Origin of the sequence: Pseudomonas sp. PDM26 (assembly GCF_019219185.1) — a bacterium.
In the GTDB taxonomy this organism is placed as follows: Bacteria; Pseudomonadota; Gammaproteobacteria; order Pseudomonadales; family Pseudomonadaceae; genus Aquipseudomonas.
The window spans coordinates 155,085-175,844 of record NZ_JAHUWC010000015.1 but is presented as its reverse complement, the minus strand read 5'-3'; the positions used below and the strand labels follow the sequence as shown (position 1 = coordinate 175,844).

General features: G+C 61.9%; 17 protein-coding genes. 11 read left to right on the top strand and 6 right to left on the bottom strand.

The features are described 5' to 3' along the window. Positions 1-29 precede the first annotated feature (29 nt). The gene (locus KW849_RS26050; protein ID WP_218432100.1) at positions 30-491 is read right to left on the bottom strand and encodes a helix-turn-helix domain-containing protein; all 462 of its coding nucleotides are present in this window, start codon (positions 489-491) and stop codon (positions 30-32) included. Between the two features lie 261 nt (positions 492-752). On the opposite strand from KW849_RS26050, the gene KW849_RS26045 reads away from it, so the two are divergent. From KW849_RS26045 to ycaC, 6 genes are all read left to right on the top strand, one after another. Continuing rightward, positions 753-1,742 (top strand): MBL fold metallo-hydrolase, encoded by a 990-nt coding sequence (locus KW849_RS26045; RefSeq protein ID WP_218432099.1) that lies wholly within the window; start codon positions 753-755, stop codon positions 1,740-1,742. A 47-nt stretch (positions 1,743-1,789) separates the two neighbouring features. Beyond that, positions 1,790-2,707 carry a LysR family transcriptional regulator gene (locus KW849_RS26040; protein WP_108219672.1) on the top strand — a complete coding sequence of 306 codons (918 nt, stop codon included), beginning with the start codon at positions 1,790-1,792 and terminating at the stop codon, positions 2,705-2,707. Between the two features lie 718 nt (positions 2,708-3,425). Further along, positions 3,426-3,842: a DoxX family protein gene (locus KW849_RS26035; protein WP_218432098.1), complete on the top strand. Its 417-nt coding sequence runs from the start codon at positions 3,426-3,428 to the stop codon at positions 3,840-3,842. Then, the gene (locus KW849_RS26030) at positions 3,835-4,443 is read left to right on the top strand and encodes an antibiotic biosynthesis monooxygenase (protein WP_218432097.1); all 609 of its coding nucleotides are present in this window, start codon (positions 3,835-3,837) and stop codon (positions 4,441-4,443) included. The genes KW849_RS26035 and KW849_RS26030 overlap by 8 nt, the downstream gene beginning before the upstream one ends. Next, positions 4,443-6,281 carry an amidohydrolase gene (locus tag KW849_RS26025; RefSeq protein ID WP_150724274.1) on the top strand — a complete coding sequence of 613 codons (1,839 nt, stop codon included), beginning with the start codon at positions 4,443-4,445 and terminating at the stop codon, positions 6,279-6,281. The genes KW849_RS26030 and KW849_RS26025 overlap by 1 nt, the downstream gene beginning before the upstream one ends. A gap of 70 nt (positions 6,282-6,351) precedes the next feature. Next, positions 6,352-6,978 carry an isochorismate family cysteine hydrolase YcaC gene (ycaC, locus tag KW849_RS26020; protein WP_218432095.1) on the top strand — a complete coding sequence of 209 codons (627 nt, stop codon included), beginning with the start codon at positions 6,352-6,354 and terminating at the stop codon, positions 6,976-6,978. A gap of 123 nt (positions 6,979-7,101) precedes the next feature. Here the strand turns inward: ycaC and KW849_RS26015 are convergent, their stop codons facing one another. Next, a complete protein-coding gene (locus tag KW849_RS26015) occupies positions 7,102-9,075 on the bottom strand; it encodes an alkyl/aryl-sulfatase (protein ID WP_218432094.1) in 1,974 nt (657 codons plus the stop codon). A 137-nt stretch (positions 9,076-9,212) separates the two neighbouring features. Between KW849_RS26015 and KW849_RS26010 the strand changes: the two genes are divergently transcribed. From KW849_RS26010 to KW849_RS25995, 4 genes are all read left to right on the top strand, one after another. Next, positions 9,213-9,881: an ABC transporter ATP-binding protein gene (locus tag KW849_RS26010; protein WP_218432091.1), complete on the top strand. Its 669-nt coding sequence runs from the start codon at positions 9,213-9,215 to the stop codon at positions 9,879-9,881. A gap of 1 nt (position 9,882) precedes the next feature. After that, a complete protein-coding gene (locus KW849_RS26005; RefSeq protein ID WP_218432089.1) occupies positions 9,883-12,354 on the top strand; it encodes an ABC transporter permease in 2,472 nt (823 codons plus the stop codon). Beyond that, positions 12,344-13,417 (top strand): lipocalin-like domain-containing protein, encoded by a 1,074-nt coding sequence (locus tag KW849_RS26000; RefSeq protein WP_218432087.1) that lies wholly within the window; start codon positions 12,344-12,346, stop codon positions 13,415-13,417. Before KW849_RS26005 ends, KW849_RS26000 begins: the two co-directional genes overlap by 11 nt. 120 nt (positions 13,418-13,537) lie before the next feature. Next, on the top strand, positions 13,538-14,116 hold the full coding sequence (locus tag KW849_RS25995; protein ID WP_218432085.1) for a hypothetical protein: 579 nt from the start codon (positions 13,538-13,540) through the stop codon (positions 14,114-14,116). A gap of 342 nt (positions 14,117-14,458) precedes the next feature. Here the strand turns inward: KW849_RS25995 and KW849_RS25990 are convergent, their stop codons facing one another. From KW849_RS25990 to KW849_RS25980, 3 genes are all read right to left on the bottom strand, one after another. After that, positions 14,459-15,865, bottom strand: a complete 1,407-nt coding sequence (locus KW849_RS25990) for a VOC family protein (protein WP_218432083.1) — start codon at positions 15,863-15,865, stop codon at positions 14,459-14,461. Positions 15,866-16,000: 135 nt separating this feature from the next. Then, positions 16,001-16,957, bottom strand: a complete 957-nt coding sequence (locus KW849_RS25985; RefSeq protein WP_218432130.1) for an alpha/beta fold hydrolase — start codon at positions 16,955-16,957, stop codon at positions 16,001-16,003. A gap of 22 nt (positions 16,958-16,979) precedes the next feature. Then, complete coding sequence (locus KW849_RS25980; RefSeq protein WP_218432081.1) at positions 16,980-18,434, bottom strand: NAD(P)/FAD-dependent oxidoreductase; 1,455 nt, start codon at positions 18,432-18,434, stop codon at positions 16,980-16,982. A gap of 198 nt (positions 18,435-18,632) precedes the next feature. Between KW849_RS25980 and KW849_RS25975 the strand changes: the two genes are divergently transcribed. Then, complete coding sequence (locus tag KW849_RS25975; protein ID WP_218432079.1) at positions 18,633-19,706, top strand: diguanylate cyclase; 1,074 nt, start codon at positions 18,633-18,635, stop codon at positions 19,704-19,706. 54 nt (positions 19,707-19,760) lie between these two features. On the opposite strand, the gene KW849_RS25970 is transcribed toward KW849_RS25975, so the two are convergent. Continuing rightward, complete coding sequence (locus tag KW849_RS25970) at positions 19,761-20,630, bottom strand: oxaloacetate decarboxylase (protein WP_108219687.1); 870 nt, start codon at positions 20,628-20,630, stop codon at positions 19,761-19,763. Between the last annotated feature and the right edge of the window lie 130 nt (positions 20,631-20,760).

Genomic DNA, 20,760 nt, shown 5'->3' with positions numbered 1-20,760 from the left:
GATCAAAAGATCGCAGGCTTCGCCAGCTCCTACAGGGTTGCGTACATACCCGCAGGCGCTGGCGAAGGCTGCGATTTTTTGCCGTTGAGGGCGGTGCCGCGGACAAACTGACAGCGCCACGCAAACGGATTGATGCCTTCGCTGCGGGTGAAGATGTGGCTGAAGTGCGCCTGATCGCAGAAGCCGCATTCAAGGCTGATCTGCGTAAGGCTCATGTCGGTGTACCGGATCAATTGCTTGGCCAGGGCCACGCGCTGCTGGCGGATCCAGTCCTGCGGCGAGAGGCCGGTGCTGCACTTGAACGCGCGGGAGAAGTGACTGCGCGAGAGGGCGCAGGCCTGTGCCAGTTCGCTGACCTCCAGGCTGTCGCCCAGGCGCTCGAGGATCAGTTGTTTAACCAGCTTTTCGCGTTGCGGGCTGAGGCCGCCGGTGTGGGTCTTGCGTGGTTCGCTGGCAGGTGCGCGGGCGGTGGTGTGCTGTGGGTAAGCCATGGCCATTGTCCGGTCGGGGAGGAAAAGCACTGGCGCCCGGTTTGAGGCGATCAGCACCGTTACTCTGGAAAAACAGTTCTGCGCTGAGGGCTTCATTGTTGGCGGCGCCCGCTGTGGCTGACGAGTTAAACGTTGTTAATTCCATGCCTGAGGGTGTGAACACAGCACATCGTTGCAAGTGCGGGCGACGTCGATGGGCACAAGATGTGCAATCTGGAGCGGGCCACAACGGACCGTCGATTGGTTTGAAAAGGTGAACAGATGAAACGGACATGGCAGGGAACGCTGGGCGCCATCGGCCTGGTTCTGATATCCGCCAACGCGCTGGCCCAGGCGCCGGCGCAGGTGGGCACGCAAGTACCCGGTTACTTCCGGCTGGCGCTGGGGGATTACGAAGTGACGGCGCTGTTCGACGGTTATAACGACCTGTCGCCAAAGCTGTTGCAAGGCATGAGCCAGAGTCAGATCCGTGCGCTGTTGGCCCGTCGTTCGATTGAAACCCCGGGTGTGCAGACCGCCTTCAACGCCTTTCTGGTCAATACCGGTAAACAGCTTGTCCTGATTGATACCGGGGCAGGGCAGTGCATCGGCCCTACCGCCGGCCAGCTCCCGGCCAACTTGCAAGCGGCCGGCTACAAACCGGAGCAGGTGGACGCCATCCTGATCACTCACCTGCACCTGGATCACGTCTGCGGTCTGGTGGATGGCCAGCAACAACCGCTGTTCGCCAACGCCACGGTGTACGCGGCCAAGGCCGAAGCCGACTACTGGCTCGACCCGCAGGCGTTGGCCAAGGCGCCGGAAGCGGCCAAGGGCTACTTCAAAATCGCCCAGGACTCCACCGCACCTTACGTGGCCGCCGGCCGATTCAAGACCTTCACCCCCGGCCAGTCACCGCTGCCGGGCGTGGTCGCGGCGCAACTGGAAGCCGGGCACACGCCGGGCAGCACCACGTACCGATTCACCTCCCAAGGGCAAAGCATCCTGTTCATGGGCGACCTGGTGCACAACCTCGCCGTGCAATTCCTGCACCCAGAGGTATCGATCGGTTTCGACGTCGACAGCCAGCATGCGATCAAAAGCCGCAACCAGGTGTTCAGTGCTGCTGCCGCCAGCAAGACCTGGGTGACGGCGGCGCACCTGCCATTCCCCGGCATCGGCCACATCACCGCCGAAGGCAAGCATTTCCAGTGGGTGCCGGTGGAATACGGACCGTACAAACGAGCGGCGAACGTACCGTTGATCGAGTAAAGTCGGCAGTTCTCGCGCCTGGCCGACCACATAAGGAACCCGAGCCTATGAATCGTAACGATCTGCGTCGCGTCGACATGAACCTGCTGGTGATTTTCGAAGCCCTGATGTTCGAAAAGAACCTGACCCGCGTCGCCGAAAAACTGTTCATGGGTCAGCCGGCGGTGAGCGCCGCGTTGGGGCGTTTGCGCGATCTGTTCGACGATCCGTTGCTGTTGCGCAATGGTCGCGGCATGGAACCGACGGCGCGGGCGCTGGCGATTCTCAAGGAGTTGCAGCCGGCGATGGACACCATTTCCGGCGCGGTCAGCCGGGCCAGGGAATTCGATCCGGCGACCAGTTGCGATGTGTTCCGCATCGGTCTGTCGGACGATGCCGAGTTTGGTTTGTTTCCACCGTTGCTGCGTCAGTTGCAAGAGGAGGCACCGGGCATCGTCGTGGTCGTGCGGCGGGCCAATTACCTGTTGATGCCGGCGCTGTTGGCCTCGGGGGAAATCTCGGTGGGCGTGAGTTACACCACGGATCTGCCGGCCAATGCCAAGCGCAAGAAACTGCGCGATATCCCCTGCAAAGTGCTGCGCGGCGACACCCGGCCGGGGACGCTGACCCTGGATGAGTACTGCGAGCGGCCCCATGCGATGGTGTCGTTCTCGGGGGACTTGAGCGGCAATATCGATCTGGATCTGGCGAAGGTCGGGCGCAGTCGTCGAGTGGTGCTGGGGGTGCCGCAGTTCAGTGGGTTGCGGGCGTTGCTCGCCGGGACCGAGATGATTGCCACCGTGCCGGATTATGCGGCGTGTGCGTTGGTCGAGGGCTGTGGGTTGCGCGCTGAGGATCCGCCGTTCGAGATTGAGGCGGCGCAGTTGTCGATGGCCTGGAGCGGGGTGCATGACAATGATCCGGCGGAGCGGTGGTTGCGGTCGCGGATTGGCGAGTTCATGTCTTTGGCTTTGGATGTTTCTTAGGTGTTGACCTTGGCGGCCTTTGGGCCGACCAGGCTGCTTTTTTGATTGAGTACATATCCGTTTCTGCGGTAACGGCGGCTGGCGGTTTCGCCTGACGGCGAGTCACTTTTTTTACAAGCGCCTAAAAAAAGTAACCAAAAAAACGCTCGCCCCGAACGTACGGCCCCTCGCTTAGGCTCGGCGTTCCTTCGCTGCGGTATCCATCCGGGGGCATTGCCCTCCGGTCGGCTTCGCTTCGACCTACATGCAATGAGTTCGACTGCGTCGAACGGCGCTGCGCGCCAATCCCCGGATGAACACCTCCACTCAGCCTTCCGAGGGGGCGGGTGGATCAAGATCAAAAGCTGCAGGCGAGCTAACGCTCGGCCTGATGAGTGGTGAGAAGCGTCTGTGTACGCCGACCTGCCTTTGCTCTTCGGTGGGAGCGAGCTTGCTCGCGATGGCGGCCTGCCAGCCGACCAATCTCTCACAGACATACCCGGATCAACTGTGGGAGCGAGCTTGCTCGCGATAGCGGTGGATCAGTCAACACCGATGCCGGATGTAATGCCGCCATCGCGAGCAAGCTCGCTCCCACAGGGTTCTATGTCGTTTGGTCGATCTCGGTCTTCCCGCAAACAGAGCACGTACATTCAATTTTTCCTCCTCCTTCCCCGGCACTATCGAATCCAGTCCCGGCACATCGACGCCGGTGTTTTTTCATTTGTATGGGTAGGCCATGGACGCTTCGCGACGCGATGATCGGGCGCAAGACTGGGGGCTGCTGTTTCTGCGGGTCAGCGGCGGGTTGTTCCTGTTGTGGGTGCACGGCTTGCCCAAGCTGCTGCACTACAGTGCCGAGTTACAAAACATCGAAGACCCTTTCCACCTGGGCGCGAACCTGACGCTGGTGCTGGCGATTTTTGCCGAGGTGGTGTGCCCGCTGCTGATCGTCGGCGGGTTGCTGGCGCGTCTGGCGTGTTTGCCTATTCTGTTTGTGCTGTGGGTGTCGATGTTGATCGTGCATCCGCAGTGGACCCTCTTCGAAGGCCAGTTCGGCTGGCTGTTGCTGATTGTCTTCACCAGCATTTTCATCGCCGGGCCGGGACGGCTGGCGCTCAATGTCCGTTTCGCCGGAGCCTTGCGTTATGTCTGAATCCAATCGCCGTGAGCCGGCAAGTCCCGGGCCTGATGAGGTGGTGACCCTGATCGTCAAACACCGGGTCAAGGCCGGTTTCGAAGTGCCTTATGAAGCCTGGCTGCGCAACATCGTCAAGGTGGCCGCGCAGAACGTCGGGCACCTGGGTGTGGACGTGGTGCGCGGCAAGCACGCCGGCCTCGACTCCTACACCTGCGTGTTGCGCTTTTGCTCGACCGAGGCGATGCAGCGCTGGCTCGACTCACCGCAACGCCAGGCACTGGTCGACGAAGCCGCGCCGATGCTCGCCGATGGCGACCAGACCGAAGTCAATCCGGTCAACGAGTTCTGGTTCTCGCCCCAGGCCGAAGCCGGGACGCCACCGCCGCGCTGGAAGCAGGCCGTGGTGACGCTGCTGGTGATCCTGCCGCACACCTTGCTGGTGCCTCTGCTCTGGGGGCCGCTGTTGCAGCTCAACGCCTTGCTCTCCAATTACGTGGTGGCCACGTTCCTGATCACCCTGACCATCGTACTGTCGGTGGTTTACATCTTCATGCCCATGGCGACGCGTCTGTTTGCGCCCTGGCTGTCTCCCGCTACTTTGCACGAGGAACCGTGATGAACGCCGATCTGATTCTGTTCAATGGTCAATTCCACACCGTTGACCGCGAAAAACCGCTCGCCAGCGCCGTGGCGATCAGCGACGGTCGTTTTGTCGTGGTCGGCAGCGATGCCCAGGCCATGGCCCTGCGGGGTTCGAACACCCAGGTGATCGACCTCAAGGGCCGTTGTGTGATTCCCGGGCTCAACGACTCGCACTTGCACCTGATCCGTGGTGGCTTGAACTACAACCTCGAACTGCGTTGGGAAGGTGTGCCGTCCCTGGCCGATGCCTTGCGCATGCTCAAGGATCAGGCTGACCGCACGCCGACGCCGCAGTGGGTGCGGGTGGTCGGTGGCTGGAACGAATTCCAGTTCGCCGAAAAACGCATGCCGACCCTGGCCGAGCTCAATCAGGCGGCGCCAGACACGCCGGTTTTCGTGCTGCACCTGTACGACCGCGCCTTGCTCAACCGCGCCGCGTTGCGCGTAGCCGGTTACACCCGCGACACGCCGAACCCGCCGGGTGGCGAGATCGTGCGCGACGCCAATGGCGAGCCGACCGGCATGCTGGTGGCACGGCCGAACGCGATGATTCTGTACTCGACGCTGGCCAAGGGGCCGAAACTGCCGCTGGAGTATCAGGTCAATTCAACCCGCCAGTTCATGCGCGAACTCAATCGCCTGGGCCTGACCAGTGCTATCGATGCCGGCGGCGGTTTCCAGAATTACCCGGACGATTACCAGGTGATCGAACAGTTGGCGAAGGATGAGCAACTGACCGTGCGCATCGCCTACAACCTGTTCACCCAGAAGCCCAAGGAAGAGTTGACCGACTTCAAGAACTGGACCGGCAGCGTGAAGCTGCACCAGGGCGACGATTACCTGCGGCACAACGGTGCCGGGGAAATGCTGGTGTTCTCGGCGGCGGACTTCGAAGACTTCCTCGAACCGCGCCCGGACCTGCCGCAAACCATGGAAGCCGAACTGGAGCCGGTGGTGCGCCACCTGGTCGAGCAACGCTGGCCATTCCGTTTGCACGCCACCTACAACGAATCCATCAGCCGCATGCTCGACGTGTTCGAGAAGGTCAATCGCGACATTCCGTTCAACGGCTTGCCGTGGTTTTTCGACCACGCCGAAACCATCACCCCGCAGAACATCGAGCGGGTGAGGGCGCTGGGGGGCGGCATTGCGATTCAGGATCGCATGGCGTTCCAGGGTGAATATTTCGTCGAGCGTTACGGCGCGAAAGCGGCCGAAGCCACGCCACCGATCAAGCGCATGCTGGCCGAGGGCGTACCGGTCGGTGCCGGTACCGATGCGACGCGGGTGTCGAGCTACAACCCGTGGACTTCGCTGTACTGGATGGTCAGTGGTCGCACCGTCGGCGGCATGGAGTTGCACGCCGAAGGCCTTTCACGCCTGACGGCGCTGGAACTGTTCACCCATGGCAGCGCCTGGTTCTCGTCGGAACAAGGCAAGAAAGGCCAGATCAAGGTCGGGCAACTGGCCGACGTCGCGGCCCTCAGCGCGGACTTTTTCAGCGTCGATGAAGAGGCGATCAAGTGGATCGAGTCGGTGCTAACCGTGGTCGGCGGCAAGGTGGTGTACGGCGCCGGTGACTTCGAGAAGCTCGGACCGGCCAGCGTACCGGTACTGCCGGACTGGTCGCCAGTGGTGAAGGTGCCGGGCCACTGGCGCCCGACGTCGCCGATGCAGGCCCAGGTTCACCATTGCAGCGGCCCGTGCGCGGTGCATTCCCACAGTCATGAACGGGCGCGCCTGTCGAACGCGCCGGTCAGCGATTTCGCCGGTTTCTGGGGCGCCTTTGGCTGCTCGTGTTTTGCCTTCTGACCCATTTAAAAAAAGCGCCGGCCCAACAGGTCGGCGTTGACTGCGACAACCATCCACCAAGGAGTTTCCAATGAGCAACGTTCCGTACAAACGCCTGAACAAAGACGATGCCGTGGTATTGCTGGTCGACCACCAGACCGGTCTGATCTCGCTGGTACAGGATTTCTCGCCCAACGAGTTCAAGAACAACGTGCTGGCCCTGGGTGACATCGCCAAGTTCTTCAAATTGCCGACCATCCTCACCACCAGTTTCGACAGCGGTCCGAACGGTCCGATCGTGCCGGAGCTCAAGGCGCAGTTCCCGGACGCGCCGTTCATTGCACGCCCGGGCCAGATCAACGCCTGGGACAACGAAGACTTCGTCAAGGCGGTCAAGGCCACCGGTCGCAAGCAACTGATCATCGCCGGTGTGGTGACCGACGTATGCGTGGCGTTCCCGACCCTGTCGGCCATTGCCGAAGGCTTTGAGGTGTTTGTGGTGACCGACGCTTCCGGCACCTTCAACACCACCGTGCAACAAGCGGCCTGGGCACGCATGTCGGCCGCCGGTGCGCACCTGCTGAACTGGTTCGCCGTGGCCTGCGAGCTGCAAGGCGACTGGCGCAACGACATGGAAGGCCTGGCCAACCTGCTGTCTGAACGCCTGCCGAACTATCGCAACCTGATCAATAGCTACACCAAATTTACCGCCAAATAAGACCAGTCAGTCGCTCCCACAAGGGATCCAGGCTGTTCACAGTATTTGTGAATGACACAGATCCGGTGTGGGAGCGACGGTGCTGCTCGTGATGGAGGCGACGCGGTTTGCCGCGTCACCGGTTCAAGGCGTGACGATATTGAACTGCGGCGCGAAGGTATCGAGGCTGCTCATCAACTCCCCAAGCTTCTTGCCATTGCCTTGCAACTTGATCAGGCCTTTCTGGATCGCTGTCGGGATATCCAGTTGCTTGAGGCTGATCTGTTCCAGGGTGGCCTTGGTCATGTTCACACTGGCGTCCGCCTGGGGATTGAGCCCGGCACGGTGGGTCAGCACACCGTTGCGCAGGGTCAGGTTGAAGTCCTTGTTCTGATCCTCGAAGGTCCAGTTCAGGGTCAGGTCATGGCCTACGGCCTTTTCACTGTCCAGACGAACCGCGAGGAAGTCGAAGAACATTTGCGGGCTCATCGCCCGCACCATGTCCACCGATACCGTAGTGCTCGCTTGGGGTGGCACGCCATTGCGCAGTTCCATGGCACCGGTCAGGTACATGTTGCGCCAGGTGGCGTTTTCACTTTGATAGCCCATTTGCTCCAGCGCCTGGGCCTGGGCTTTGCGCGCATCGCCGTTGTCCGGGTTGGCGAACAGCAACTGATTGCCCAGTTGCGCGGCCCAGCGGTATTCACCCTTGGCCATTGCCGCCTGCATTTTCCCCAGCACCGCCGCGTCGCCGCCCATGGCTTCGACCGAACGCTTGGCCGTTTCTACCGGTGGCAGTGGATTGAGGTTGGCCGGGTTACCGTCATAGAAACCCATGTAACGCTGATACACCGCGCGGGTGTTGAAACTCAGCGAGCCGTAGTAGCCGCGGGTGTACCACTTCTGGTCCAGGCTGCCGGGCAGTTTCTTGATCGAATCGGCGATTTCCAGCGACGTCAGGCCCTGATTCAGCAAGTGCAGGGTGCGGTCGTTGAGGAAGGCGTACATGTCGCGCTGGTCGGCGAGGAAGGTGCGGATGCGTTCGCCGCCCCAGGTCGGCCAGTTGTGCTGGGCGAACAACACATCGCTCTTGTCGCCGTAACGCGCCAGGCTGCCGTCCAGGTACTCGGCCCAGGCCTTGGCGTCACGCACCTGGGCGCCGCGGGGGGTGAGGATGTTGTGCATCATTTGCGTGGCGTTTTCCGCCATGCACAAGGCGCGCAACTGCGGCAGGTACAGGTTCATCTCCGCCGGTGCTTCGGTGCCCGGGGTCAACTGGAACTCCACGTCGAGGCCGGCGATGGTGCGGGTTTCCAGTTCCTTGTCGATCAGGTCGGTGGGCGGGATCAAGGTGACGGTGCCGCCGCTCGGCGTGCTCTTGCCCAGGCCGGCATCGACCTGGCCTTTTTCACCACGGGGCAGCAGGCTGCCGAACTGGAACTGCGCGCGGCGGCTCATGGCGGTGCCGGCATAGACGTTCTCGCTCATCACATGTTCCATGAACCCGGCGGGGGCGAACACCTTGACCTTGCCGGCCTTGACGTCGGCCTCGTCGATGACCCCGCGCACGCCACCGAAGTGGTCGACGTGGGTGTGGCTGTAGATCACCGCCACCACCGGTTTGTGCGGACGGTTCTGGTAGTACAGGTCCAGTGCTGCCCTGGCGGTTTCGGCCATGGTCAGCGGGTCGATGATGATCAGGCCGTCTTCGCCTTCGATGATGGTCATGTTGGCCAGATCGAGGCCACGCACTTGATACAGCCGTGGACTGACTTCGAACAGTCCGGCATGGGCGCTGAGTTGGGCCAGGCGCCAGAGGCTCGGGTTGACCGACTCCGGGGCCTGATCCTTGCTGAGGAAGTCATAGGCCTGGATATCCCAGATGACCTTGCCCGAGGCGTCCTTGACCTGGCCCTTGAACGGCGCGATCAAGCCCTTGGTAACCGACTCGTAGTCGGTGCGGTCGGTGAAGGGCAGTTGTTGCAGCACGGCGGTGTTACTGGCCGAGGTTTGCGGGCTGGCCGCGACCGGTGCGTCGGCGGCGACCACCGATTGCGCAAGGCAGGCAGTGATCAGGCAAGCGAGCAGCCCACGAGGGCTCAAGGTGAAACGAGGCATGGTGTCTCCGTTTTTTATCGTTATGGTCAGACCAGCTTCGAGAGTAGGGCGGGGCTCGGGCAGGGCGATCATCAGCAACGGACAAAAAACATTCAGGGCCGCTATTCTTGGACCAGGCATATCCAGCAGGTTGACCCATGCTTGAAGTCCATGGCGTTTTCAAAAGCTACGCCACCCCGCAGGGCCCGCTGCCGGTGCTGCAAGGCGTCGACCTGACGCTCAGGCCCGGCAGCAGCCTGGCGCTGATGGGCGAGTCGGGCAGTGGCAAAAGCACCTTGCTGCACCTGATCGCCGGGCTGGACAGGATCGATCGCGGCAGCATCCGCAGTGGCGAACATCGCCTGGAGCAGATGAATGAAGGGCAACTGGCGAACTGGCGCCGTACGGAAATCGGCCTGGTGTTCCAGCAATTCAACCTGATCGGCAGCCTGCGGGTCGAAGACAACCTGGCGATTCAGGCGCGTCTGGCCGGGCGCCATGACCCACGCTGGCAGGCGCATCTGGTGCAGCGCCTGGGCTTGGGCGAGTTGCTGCGGCGCTACCCGGAGCAATTGTCCGGCGGCCAGCAGCAACGGGTTGCGCTGGGTCGGGCGCTGGCGTCGCGCCCGCAACTGCTGCTGGCCGACGAGCCCACCGGCAGCCTCGATGAAACCACCGCCGCCGAGGTGTTGCAGTTGCTGCTGGAATTGCTCGACGACAGTCCCACCAGCCTGTTGATGGTCACCCACAGTCCCGGCGTGGCGGCGCGGCTGGCGGAAAAAGCGCTGCTGTGCGGTGGTCGCCTTGCCGGTGTGGGGGCGCGCTGACATGCGTATTTTTGGCGAAACCCTGCGCGCGCTGCTCAGCCACTGGCGGCAGCACCCGGTGCAGTTTTTCAGTGTGCTGACCGGGTTGTGGTTGGCCACCAGCCTGCTGACCGGCGTCCAGGCACTCAACAGCCAGGCCCGCGACAGCTATGCCCGCGCCAGTCAGTTGATCGGCGGCGAACCTCAGGCCAGCCTCAGTGCGCCCGGTGGCGGCACGTTCACGCAGCAATGGTTTATCGATCTGCGCCGAGCGGGGTGGCCGGTGTCACCGGTACTGCAAGGGCGAGTGACGCTCAAAGGCCATGAAGAGCAGCGCTTGCAGTTGATGGGCATCGAGCCGGTGTCGCTGCCGGCGGGCGCGGCGGTGGCCGGGCAGGCCCTGGCGATTGAGCAGGTGGTCGATTTTTTCAGCCCGCCGGGCACTACCTGGATATCGTCGCAAACCTTGCAGGCACTGGGTTTGCGTGAGGGTGACCGGCCCTTGAACCTGGCTGGTGCGGCGCTGCCGCCGTTGCATGTGCAGGCCGACATGGCACCCGGTGTGCTGCTGGTGGACATCGGTTTTGCCCAGCAGATTCTGGGATTGCCGGATCAGTTGTCGCGTCTGCTGTTGCCGAAGGACTTCACTGCGCCGCTGCCGGATTCGCTCAAGGGGCAGCTGCAACTCAAGAGCGCCGGTGAAGAAAACAACCTGGCGCGCCTGACCGAAAGCTTTCACCTGAACCTCGAGGCTCTTGGGGTGCTGTCGTTCGTGGTCGGCCTGTTTATCGTGCACGCCGCCATCGGGCTGGCGCTGGAGCAACGCCGAGGCTTGTTCCGGACCCTGCGTGCCTGTGGCGTGAGTGCGCGGATGCTGATCGCTTGTCTCGCCGTCGAATTGGGTGGGCTGGCCCTGATCGGCGGTGTAGCCGGGGTGGTCAGCGGCTACCTGCTGGCCGGTGTGCTGTTGCCCGATGTCGCCGCCAGCCTGCGTGGTTTGTACGGCGCCGAAGTGGCGGGGCAGTTGAGCCTCAGCCTGTCGTGGTGGTTCAGCGGTATCGGCTTGAGCCTGATCGGCGCGTTGCTGGCCGGTGCCAGCAGCCTGTTGCGGGCGGCGCGCTTGCCCTTGCTGGCGCTGGCCGACCCGCAAGCCTGGCATCAGGCCCATGCCCGCTGGTTGCGACGCCAGGGCGGGGTGGCGGCAATGGCCGGGGCGATCGCGCTGCTGGCGTTGATTTTCGGTGACAGCCTGGTCATTGGCTTCGTGTTGATGGCGGCGCTGTTGATCGGTGCCGCACTGGCACTGCCGGTGGTGCTCAGTTCTCTGCTCAGTCTCGGTTCGCAGCGCAGTCGCTCGGTGCTCGGCCAGTGGTTTGTCGCCGATTGCCGCCAGCAACTGCCGGCCCTGAGCCTGGCGTTGATGGCGCTGCTGCTGGCCATGGCGGCAAATATCGGTGCCGGCAGCATGACCGCGGGGTTCCGCCAAACCTTCAGCAACTGGCTCGAGCAACGGCTGACGGCCGAGCTTTACCTCAACCCACAGAACCCGGCCCAGGCCCGGGAGCTGCACAGCTGGCTCAACCAGCAGCCGCAACTGGCGGCAGTGCTGCCCAACTGGCAGGTGTCGATCCAGTTGCAGGGCTGGCCGACGGACCTGTCCGGGATCATCGACCATCCGACCTATCGCCAGCACTGGCCGCTGCTCGAAGCCTTGGGCGACAACCCTTGGGAGCGACTGGCCAAGGACGATGCGGTGATGCTCAGCGAGCAACTGGCCCGGCGCCTGCGCGTTCAGCTCGGCGATCACCTGACGCTGCCGACGCCAACCGGCCCGTGGTCGCCGCGGATCGTCGGGATCTACGCCGACTACGGCAATCCCAAGGGCCACATTCTGGTCAATATCAATCACCTGCTGCGCGGTTGGCCGCAATTGGCACCGAGCCGCTTCAACCTGCGCATCGAGCCGGCGTCGATCCCGACGTTCGTCGCGGCGCTGCAGGCGCGTTTTACCCTCGACGACAGTCGCATCGTCGATCAGGCGCGGCTCAAGGGCTGGTCCACGCAAGTCTTCGAACGCACTTTCGCCGCCACCGCCGCGCTCAATAGCCTGACGCTGTGCGTGGCCGGGGTGGCGCTGTTCATCAGTCTGTTGACCCAAAGCCAGAGCCGTCTCGGGCAACTGGCGCCGCTGTGGGCACTGGGGGTGACACGTCGGCATTTGATGTTGCTCAACCTCGGGCAAACCTGGTTGCTGGCGCTGCTGACCCTGGTGCTGGCGTTGCCGCTGGGCATCGCCCTGGCGTGGTGCCTGGACACGGTGATCAACGTGCAGGCCTTTGGCTGGCGCCTGCCGTTGCGGGTGTTTCCATGGCAACTGTTGCAATTGATGGGGCTGGCGCTTGTGGCGACGCTGCTGGCCTCGGCCTGGCCGTTGTACCGTTTGTACCGCACGCAACCGGCGGACCTGCTGCGGACGTTCGCCCATGAAGATTAAGCTCGGCGTGTTGCTGCTGGCGCTGCTGGCGAGCGGTTGCGATCAACCGGCACCGGTAGAAAAGGGTTTTGCCGGGCTGGGTAACCAGGCAGCTGCGTTCACGAAGGTGGTGCCCGGTCGGGTGTTCAGCTTCCCGGCGGATCACGGCCCGCACGACGGCTTTCGCATCGAGTGGTGGTACGTCACGGCCAACCTGAAGGACGATCAGGGGCATGAGTTCGGCGCGCAATGGACGTTGTTCCGCAGTGCCTTGACAGCCACCCCCGAGGTGGCGGGTTGGCAGAATCAGACGATCTGGCTCGGTCACGCGGCGGTGACGTCGGCGACGGTGCATCACGCGGCTGAACGCTATGCCCGTGGTGGCGTCGGTCAGGCCGGTGTCAGCCTCACGCCGTTCAATGCGTGGATCGACGACTGGCAGTTGCGCAGTCAGGCGACTGCCGACGACCCGTTGGCCGACCTGCAGCTCAGTGCTCGTGACCGGCGTTTCAGCTACCGGTTGCGGTTGACCTCGACAGGTCCGCTGGTGCTTCAGGGGGACCAGGGGTTCAGCCAGAAATCCGAGCAGGGTCAGGCCTCGTATTACTACAGCCAGCCGTTTTTCCAGGCCAGCGGCACGCTGGACATCGACGGCCAGACCTTTCAGGTCAGTGGCCAGGCCTGGCTTGACCGCGAATGGAGCAGCCAGCCCCTGACAGGCAATCAGACCGGTTGGGACTGGTTCTCCCTGCACCTGGACAGCGGCGAGCAGGTGATGCTGTATCGCATGCGGCAAAAGGACGGCGAGCCTTACCTCATCGGCACCTGGATCGACGCCCGGGGCCAGACACAATTGCTGCACGCCAGCGACATCAGCCTCGCGCCACAAGACACCGCCCGCGTGGCAGGACGCGAGATGCCCATTCGCTGGTCGATCAAGATCCCCGCCAGACACCTCGATATCGCCATCACCGCGCTCAATCCCCAGGCCTGGATGGACTTGCGCATTCCATATTGGGAAGGCCCGGTGCGCCTCAGTGGCAGTCATGCAGGGCAGGGCTATCTGGAAATGACCGGGTACTAGGGAAAATCACCGCCCCGGCGCGACCACTCGCTGAACAGCGTCTATGCTCACTCGCACACACGGCGTTGAGCCCGTTTTCAACGCCGTTTGTTGCCATCAATCACAGGGAAAGTTCTGTCTATGAAACGCCACGCACTGAGCAAAGCCATCACCCTCGCAACCTTGCTGTCTGCCGCCAGTTTTGGCGCAGTTGCCGCCGATATTCCGCTGTCCGAAGTCGTGGTGGCCGATCAAGTCTCCACCAAAGTCGTTTCGGTTGATGCCGCGAACCATTCCGTGGTTCTAAAAGGCCCGCAGGGTAACGAGTTCCCGGTGCAGTTGACCGACAAGGCGAAAAACCTCGATAACCTCAAGGCCGGCGATACGGTGGACATCACGGTCACCAGCGCCGTTGCAGCCTACCTCGACACCGATATCGACAAAGGCCTGCCCGGCACCGCCGAAGCCATTGGCGAAATTCGTGCAGCGCCAGGCAGCGCCAACCCGGGTGGCGAAGCTTACCGCCAGGTGAAAGTGCAGCTGAAAATCACCCACATTGACGTGAAAAAACACCAGGTGACCTTCGAAAATCCGGAAGGCCAGTCCAAGACCGTCGACGTCAAACGACCTGAGGTCCAGGCCAAACTCAAGGACTTGAAAGTCGGGCAAAGCGTGAACGTGGTTTATACCGATGTATTGACGGTGACCAGCAAGCACTAATATTGGCTCTGAACGGGTTGATTGTTTTTGTGCAGGTTTTGTACAGGAATAATCAACTCGTATGGCCGAACTGGTGAGTTTGTGGCTCGGTGCGGGGTAGGATTTAAGTCGACATTTTAGTACATATAATGTCGATAAATTTCATCTTTACCCCACCGACATATTTAGCCACTTCTACTAAAATACTTTCCGTTCGCCCAGTGCAAGGCTCTTTACCAGTGCATGGATTGCCGAGGCCAGTGCACTGGGCGAACACTTTTTTGCTGTTTTGAAAGTTTCGGATATAAAAAAAAACGGGCGACCAACAGGTCGCCCGTTTTTTATTGAGCGGTGAGAAGTCGTTCAGTCATGTTTTTTATTGACTTGAACAACATCGGCCAACGCCGCGAAACACTGCTCGATCGAACGCCGCTGGCTGTCGGCATACAGCTGCAGTTCATCGATCGTCGGCCGCCCCAGAGCCTGTTCGAAGGCTTGCTGGTTGGAGTGAACGCCGTAACGGGTCTGCGCCGCATCCCCAAGGTTCGACTGGAAAATCCCCGCCGCGCTGACCGGCAGGAAGTCTTCGTAGACCAGAGGTTCAACCCGCAGGCAACCGCTGCCGAGCAAGTCTTCCAGGGCGGCGTTTGTCAGGTCGCCCGCCGCCAGGCCTTTTTCCGTCACGAAGTAGCGGAAGTAAGCCAGGCCCTGTTGGCGCATGCCTTCCCAGGTGTCAGGGAATTCGCTGAAGTGCTGCGCCATGAGCGCGTTGTAACGCGCGGCGTTGGCTTCGTTGGGGAAGTCCTTGAGTTCGTCCCGTGCGGCATTGAGCAAGCGGTCGTACAGTGCCCGGCCTTTGGGCGTGAGGGCGGCACCGCGCTGTTCGATTTCGCCGAAACGGGCGCTGTGACTGCCGCGAGCCTGGTTTTGATCGGTGAAGGCAATCGGCTCGTCCAGGGCCTTGAAACTGGTCTGGCGCAACAGGATCGGGCATTGGCGGCGGGGCGGGCCTTCGATCACCGCCTTGGGGGTGATGCCATGGGCCGGCATTTGCGCCTGGACGATGTCGATGTCCAGGGTCCGTGGTGTCAGGTGGTTGATATGCGGGCCCTTGAACGCCACCACGTCGGCGATCAGACGATGCTGGGCGCTGAGTTGTCGATACTGCTCGGCAGTGACGGTGGCGCTGTGGTGCCAGCGAAACGTTTCCAGGGCCTGTTCGACGAATTCCAGGGCTTCCTGCTCGGTCAGGCCACCCCGGGATTCGGCACGTTCGATGAGGGCGAGGGCCGTGGGGGTGAAGATCGCGCGCTGGTCGAGCATCGACTGGGCGAACGCTCGCAGCTCCAGGTCTTCGATCAATTCCAGGCGCAACAGCGAGGTGAAAACCCGGAACGGGCTGACCTGCAACGCCGCTTCATGCACCGCGCGAAAAGCCGTGGAATGCACCGGCACGCCGGCGGGTGTCAGGTCGTAGTAACCCACCGGATGCATGCCCATCACCGCGAACAGGCGGGCGAGGGTCGCCAGTTCAGCGGCCGTACCGACGCGGATCGCCCCATGACGCTCCAGGTCCAGGCGCTCGATTTCGCCGGTGCTCGTGAGCTGTTGTGCGACCTGTGGATCGCTGTCCAGTACGTGACGGTTGGTCTGCTCCACCAGCTCCATCAACGCGCCGTACAACGGCACTTCCTCGCGATACATGTCGGACATCGCTTTGGAGAAGCGTTGGCGGATCAGGTCAGGGCTGACGAAGTTCGGGTGGTTCATGAACAGGATTCCTGGCGCGGTGACGTAAAGGATGGACGAAAGATCGCAGCCTTGAGCGACGCCGACAAACGAAGTTTCTGACGAACTTCATTCTGCAAAGGACTGCATGTCTAGGGGGCGTTCTCAATTAGTTTCCTAGTGCAGTCGTTGATCCTGTGGGCTCTCCGAGCGCAGCGATGCCAAAAACTCCCGATATAGCCGCGCCGAACCGGTGGGGGCTTCCACCATGGGCATGTGCCCGACGGCGTCCCAGATATGCACGCGCAGGTCGGCGATGCCCTTGCTCCAGACCGCCACGCTGCTGACATCGATCAGCCGGTCCTTGCGCCCCCACAGCAACAGGGTCGGGGCGGTGATGTCGGGCAGGTGCGGTTCCATCGGCGGACTGGCGCGCATTTCGCGGAAGATTTCTTCCAGCTCCTCGCAGGACTGTTCATAGCGCTGGGCGACGGCATCGAGAACCAGCTTCGGTACCCAGGGTGGCGAAGCCATGGTCATGGCGTAGAAGCGCTGGAATTCTTCGCGCGAGTGAATCAGAAACGGGTTGTGGCCCCTGGCCAAATGCCGCTCGAGGTCACTGGGCTCGGGCGCGGTGACACCCGCCGGGTCGATCAGTGCCAAGGACACAATGCGCTCCGGGTACGTGGCTGCGAGCCATGCGGCCATGTAGCCACCCATGGAATTGCCGATGACATGGACTTTCTCCACCCCGCACACATCCAGCAGCTGGATCATGCGCTTGGCCTGCAGCGGGATGTCATAGCCGCCGCCGGCCTTGAAGCCGGTTTCGCCATGGCCGGCGATGTCCGGGATGATCACCCGGTGACTGCCGACAAAGTGCCGGGCGAAACGCAGCCAGAGGTTCTTGTCAGTGCTGAAGCCATGGAGCATCAGCACACTGCTGGTGGCCTCGTACGGCCCGCCTTGCCAGGTCGAGACGGTCATCTCGGGGATAGGCACGACGATTTTGTGCAACCGGTACAACTTGGCCTCGGCCGCCATGTTCAAGTCATAGAGCCAGTAGCCGATGGCCGGGTAGGTTAGCCAGCTCCAGGCGACGAACACTGCGAGAACGACGAATAACAAAAGCATCATGCGTCTCCCTTGTATCTGCTCAGGACAAAATGTGATCGGCGGGTTTCAGCGCTCGGGTCAAGCGATGAAAGCTGAAGCTGAACCCCGGAAACATGGCAATCACATGACCGCTCCTGCTTTGATACCAACTGTGGCAACCGCCGGACTTCCACACGGTGCGTTCCATTTCCCGGTGGATCATTTCAGTGTAGGTACGTTCCGCCTCATGGCGAACTTCGATGCTGCGTAAACCTTGATCCTTCAAGGTGCGAATGCAATCGAGGATGTAATTCATCTGGGATTCGATGATGAACAGCGCCGAGGTGTGGCCGATGCCGGTGTTCGGCCCGGTGACGATGAACAGGTTGGGAAAGTCGGGCAGGGCGGTGCCGAGATAGGCCCGCGGGTATTGCGCCCAGACGTCCTTGAGACGGGTGCCGTTTTTGCCCGTTACCGGGTAGCAAATCACCCCGTCGGTGGCGTCGTAGCCGGTGGACCAGACGATCAGGTCCACGTCGATGTGTTGGCCATCGAGGGTCACGATGCCGGTTTCGTCGATGGATGCGATGCCTTGCTCGCGGCTGTGCAGCGTCACGTTGCGGCGGGCCAGGGCCGGGTACAGCGTGCTGGACAGAATCACCCGTTTGCAGCCGATGGTGTAGTCCGGCGTCAGTTTGCGCTGCAGTTCGTCGTCCGGCACCTGGCGTTTGAGGAAGCGCAGGGCCTGGCGCTGAACCCTGTGCACGGCCGGCTTCGAATACTTGAAGCCAAACACCCGGGTTTCGAATTGCCAGTAGATACCCCAGCGCAGCAACTTGTAGGCGGGCTTGAGCCCCAGCAGCCAGCGCTGGAAGCGGCCAAACCTGTGATCAGCCCGGGGCAATACCCAGTGGGGCGTGCGCTGGAACACATGCAAGTGCCCGACGTCCGGGGCAATGGCCGGAATGACCTGGGCCGCACTGGCGCCGCTGCCGACGATGGCCACGGATTTTTGCCGGTAGTCGTAGCCGTGATCCCAGTTGTTGGTGTGGAAAGTCTGGCCCTGAAAGCGTTCCTGTCCGTCGAAGCGCGGAACCACCGGTTGACTCAACGGCCCGGTCGCGTTGATCAGGAACTGCGCGCAAAACGTGCCTTTGCCGGCGGTGTAAACCGTCCAGCGCCTGTTGGCGTCGTCCCATTCGATGCGCTCGACATTAGCGTCCAGTTCCACCTTGTCCCGCAGGCCGAAGCGTTCCACCACATGGCGGGTGTAGCGGTGCAGTTCGGCCTGTCCTGCGAACATTTGCGTCCAGCGATACGGGGCGAAAGACAAGGAGTAAAGCGGCGAGGGCACATCGACTGCCGCGCCGGGATAGGTGTTCTGGCACCAGGTGCCGCCGAAGAAATTCCGTCGCTCCAGCAGGCGGAAATCGTCGATGCCGGCCTTGAGCAAATTGATTGCAGCACATTGGCCGCCAAAACCGCTGCCGATGATCAATACTTGAAAGGTCTGCATGGGCCTCCTCTTATGGTCATTGATCAACCCTTCTTTCATGTATAGCCGTTTCTGGAGACGAGGCTTTTGCTTTTATGCGAGCGTGATGTCGCGATATTCAGTCCGCCAGTCGGTGATGGCTATTTGATCTCGCCCTGATAGACTCCAGCACACAGGCACAGGCTGTTATCGCATTCCGTCGAGTGGCACAGAGGCCCTATGGCAAAAACGGGAGGAAAAGGATCTTCATTGGCCAGGAGGCTCTACACATCGCGAATCCTGGGGGTGGCCCTGGGATTGGTGTGTGTGAGCGCGGCGATGTATCCACTCGATCCGGCGCCCTGGGTCTGGGGGTTCATGTGGTTCAACGGCCTGGTCTGGCCGCACCTGGCCTACCAATGGGCGCGCCGGGCCAGGACGCCTTATCACGCCGAACACCGCAATCTGCTGATCGATGCCTTTCTCGGTGGCTTCTGGATTGCCGCCATGCAATTCAATCCACTGCCCAGCGCGACCACTATCTCGATGATGGCCATGCACAACGTGGCCATCGGCGGCTTGCGCTTCCTGCTGGCCGGGACGGCGGCGCAAGTGCTGGGCCTGTGTGTTGGCTTGCAGATTTTCGCCCCGGCGTTCATTCCTGCTACCAGCCCGGTGCAGCTCTATGCCTGTTTGCCATTGCTGTGCCTGTATCCGTTGGTGCTGGGCTGGACCTGCTTCCGCCAGGCCCATACCCTCGGCCTTCAGAAGCGTGAACTGCTGGCATTGAGCCGCACCGACAGCCTGACGGGCCTGCTCAACCATGGCTCCTGGAAGGACCAGATGGAGGTCGAGTTCCAGCGTTGCAAACGCCAGCAAAAAGGCGGGGCGATTGCGCTGATCGATATCGACCATTTCAAAGCCATCAACGATACCTACGGCCATGTTGCCGGCGACATCGTCCTGCGTCAGTTGAGCAAAATGCTCAGGCACAGCCTGCGAGCGACCGATGTGGCAGGGCGCTACGGCGGTGACGAGTTTTGTGTGATCCTTCCGGACCTGCCCCTGAACCGCGCCGTCGCCGTCATGGAGGCACTGCGCGATCGCTTCGCCACCTTGGGGGACGAGCAGAACCCGGCGCTGAAAGTCAGCCTGAGCATTGGCCTGGCGTCATTCAACCCGGCCCACGCCGACGCGACATTCTGGCTCAACGACGCCGATCATGCGCTATACGAAGCCAAGACCACCGGGCGCAATCGAGTGATCTGTTGCGGTAATGGGAAACCCCATCGCGAACTGCTCGATTCGGTGTGATTGTCTGCTCGCGAAAGCGGCGTGTCGGTTCACACCGTCAGCCGCATTGATCCGTCACTCCTTCACGCTCATGAACTCTTCCGCGTAGCGGATGTACTCCTCGGGTTGGGTGTAGGTGTGCGTCAGCTCGGTCGCGTTCAGGTCCGATGTCTGGGTGAGTATCTGGCGTTGCTCGCGCAGGCTGTCGTAGGTCGCCTTGATCGCGGCGAAGTAAGCGCCATGGCCGTCGATGGTCACACGAACACCCAGTTCGGCCAGGCGCTTGTCATCGCGTAGCAGCGGGTTGCCGTAGGTCACCAGCATCAGCGGCACGCTCAGGTGCTCGGCGATCTGCTCCAGATGGTCGAAGTCCTTTACGCCCACCATGCAGATACCGTCGGCCCCGGCGCGCTGGTATTGCCGGGTGCGGCTGATGATTTCCTGCACCGGCGCAATCCCCGCATGGGTGCGTGCGATGATCGCCATTTCCTTATCGCAGCGGGCTTCCAGTGCCGCGCGGATCTTGCCGACACCTTCGGCGACCGTGATCAGGTCGGTGGATTTGCGGCCAAACTGCGCAGGCAGCAGGGTGTCTTCGATGGTCAGCGCGGCGACGCCGGCCCGCTCGAGTTCGACGATGGTGCGCATGACGTTGAGCGCGTTGCCGTAGCCATGGTCGGCGTCGGCAATCACCGGCAACTGGGCGACACGGCCGATGCGGGTGGCCTGTTCAGCGAATTCGCTGAGGGTGATCAGGGCAAAGTCAGGGGCGCCCAGCACTTGCAACGAGGCGACCGAACCACCAAGGATCCCGACTTCGAAGCCCAGGTCGGCGGCGATGCGGGCCGACATCGGGTCGAAAACCGAGGCTGTGTGGTAGCAGGTGTCGGAGGCGAACAATTGGCGAAAATTGCGGCGCAAATCTTGATGGGAAAGCCTGGACATATGAGTTCCACCAATGGAATGGAGGGGCTTGAGCAAAAGTGTCAACGCCGAAGATTAAAAGGCTATCACGCGCGCAGGGGGAGATTGATGACGAATTTGCCGGAGCAGGCAGATTGACGTCGCAACGATG

Coding starts and splice junctions, on each gene's coding strand:
- KW849_RS26025 (WP_150724274.1), top strand. CDS start 4,443: ATGAACGCCGATCTGATTCTGTTCAATGGTCAATTCCACACCGTTGAC.
- KW849_RS25985 (WP_218432130.1), bottom strand. CDS start 16,957: ATGCTTTTGTTATTCGTCGTTCTCGCAGTGTTCGTCGCCTGGAGCTGG.
- ycaC (WP_218432095.1), top strand. CDS start 6,352: ATGAGCAACGTTCCGTACAAACGCCTGAACAAAGACGATGCCGTGGTA.
- KW849_RS25975 (WP_218432079.1), top strand. CDS start 18,633: ATGGCAAAAACGGGAGGAAAAGGATCTTCATTGGCCAGGAGGCTCTAC.
- KW849_RS26005 (WP_218432089.1), top strand. CDS start 9,883: ATGCGTATTTTTGGCGAAACCCTGCGCGCGCTGCTCAGCCACTGGCGG.
- KW849_RS25970 (WP_108219687.1), bottom strand. CDS start 20,630: ATGTCCAGGCTTTCCCATCAAGATTTGCGCCGCAATTTTCGCCAATTG.
- KW849_RS25990 (WP_218432083.1), bottom strand. CDS start 15,865: ATGAACCACCCGAACTTCGTCAGCCCTGACCTGATCCGCCAACGCTTC.
- KW849_RS26045 (WP_218432099.1), top strand. CDS start 753: ATGAAACGGACATGGCAGGGAACGCTGGGCGCCATCGGCCTGGTTCTG.
- KW849_RS26000 (WP_218432087.1), top strand. CDS start 12,344: ATGAAGATTAAGCTCGGCGTGTTGCTGCTGGCGCTGCTGGCGAGCGGT.
- KW849_RS26050 (WP_218432100.1), bottom strand. CDS start 491: ATGGCTTACCCACAGCACACCACCGCCCGCGCACCTGCCAGCGAACCA.
- KW849_RS26010 (WP_218432091.1), top strand. CDS start 9,213: ATGCTTGAAGTCCATGGCGTTTTCAAAAGCTACGCCACCCCGCAGGGC.
- KW849_RS25980 (WP_218432081.1), bottom strand. CDS start 18,434: ATGCAGACCTTTCAAGTATTGATCATCGGCAGCGGTTTTGGCGGCCAA.
- KW849_RS26015 (WP_218432094.1), bottom strand. CDS start 9,075: ATGCCTCGTTTCACCTTGAGCCCTCGTGGGCTGCTCGCTTGCCTGATC.
- KW849_RS25995 (WP_218432085.1), top strand. CDS start 13,538: ATGAAACGCCACGCACTGAGCAAAGCCATCACCCTCGCAACCTTGCTG.
- KW849_RS26040 (WP_108219672.1), top strand. CDS start 1,790: ATGAATCGTAACGATCTGCGTCGCGTCGACATGAACCTGCTGGTGATT.
- KW849_RS26030 (WP_218432097.1), top strand. CDS start 3,835: ATGTCTGAATCCAATCGCCGTGAGCCGGCAAGTCCCGGGCCTGATGAG.
- KW849_RS26035 (WP_218432098.1), top strand. CDS start 3,426: ATGGACGCTTCGCGACGCGATGATCGGGCGCAAGACTGGGGGCTGCTG.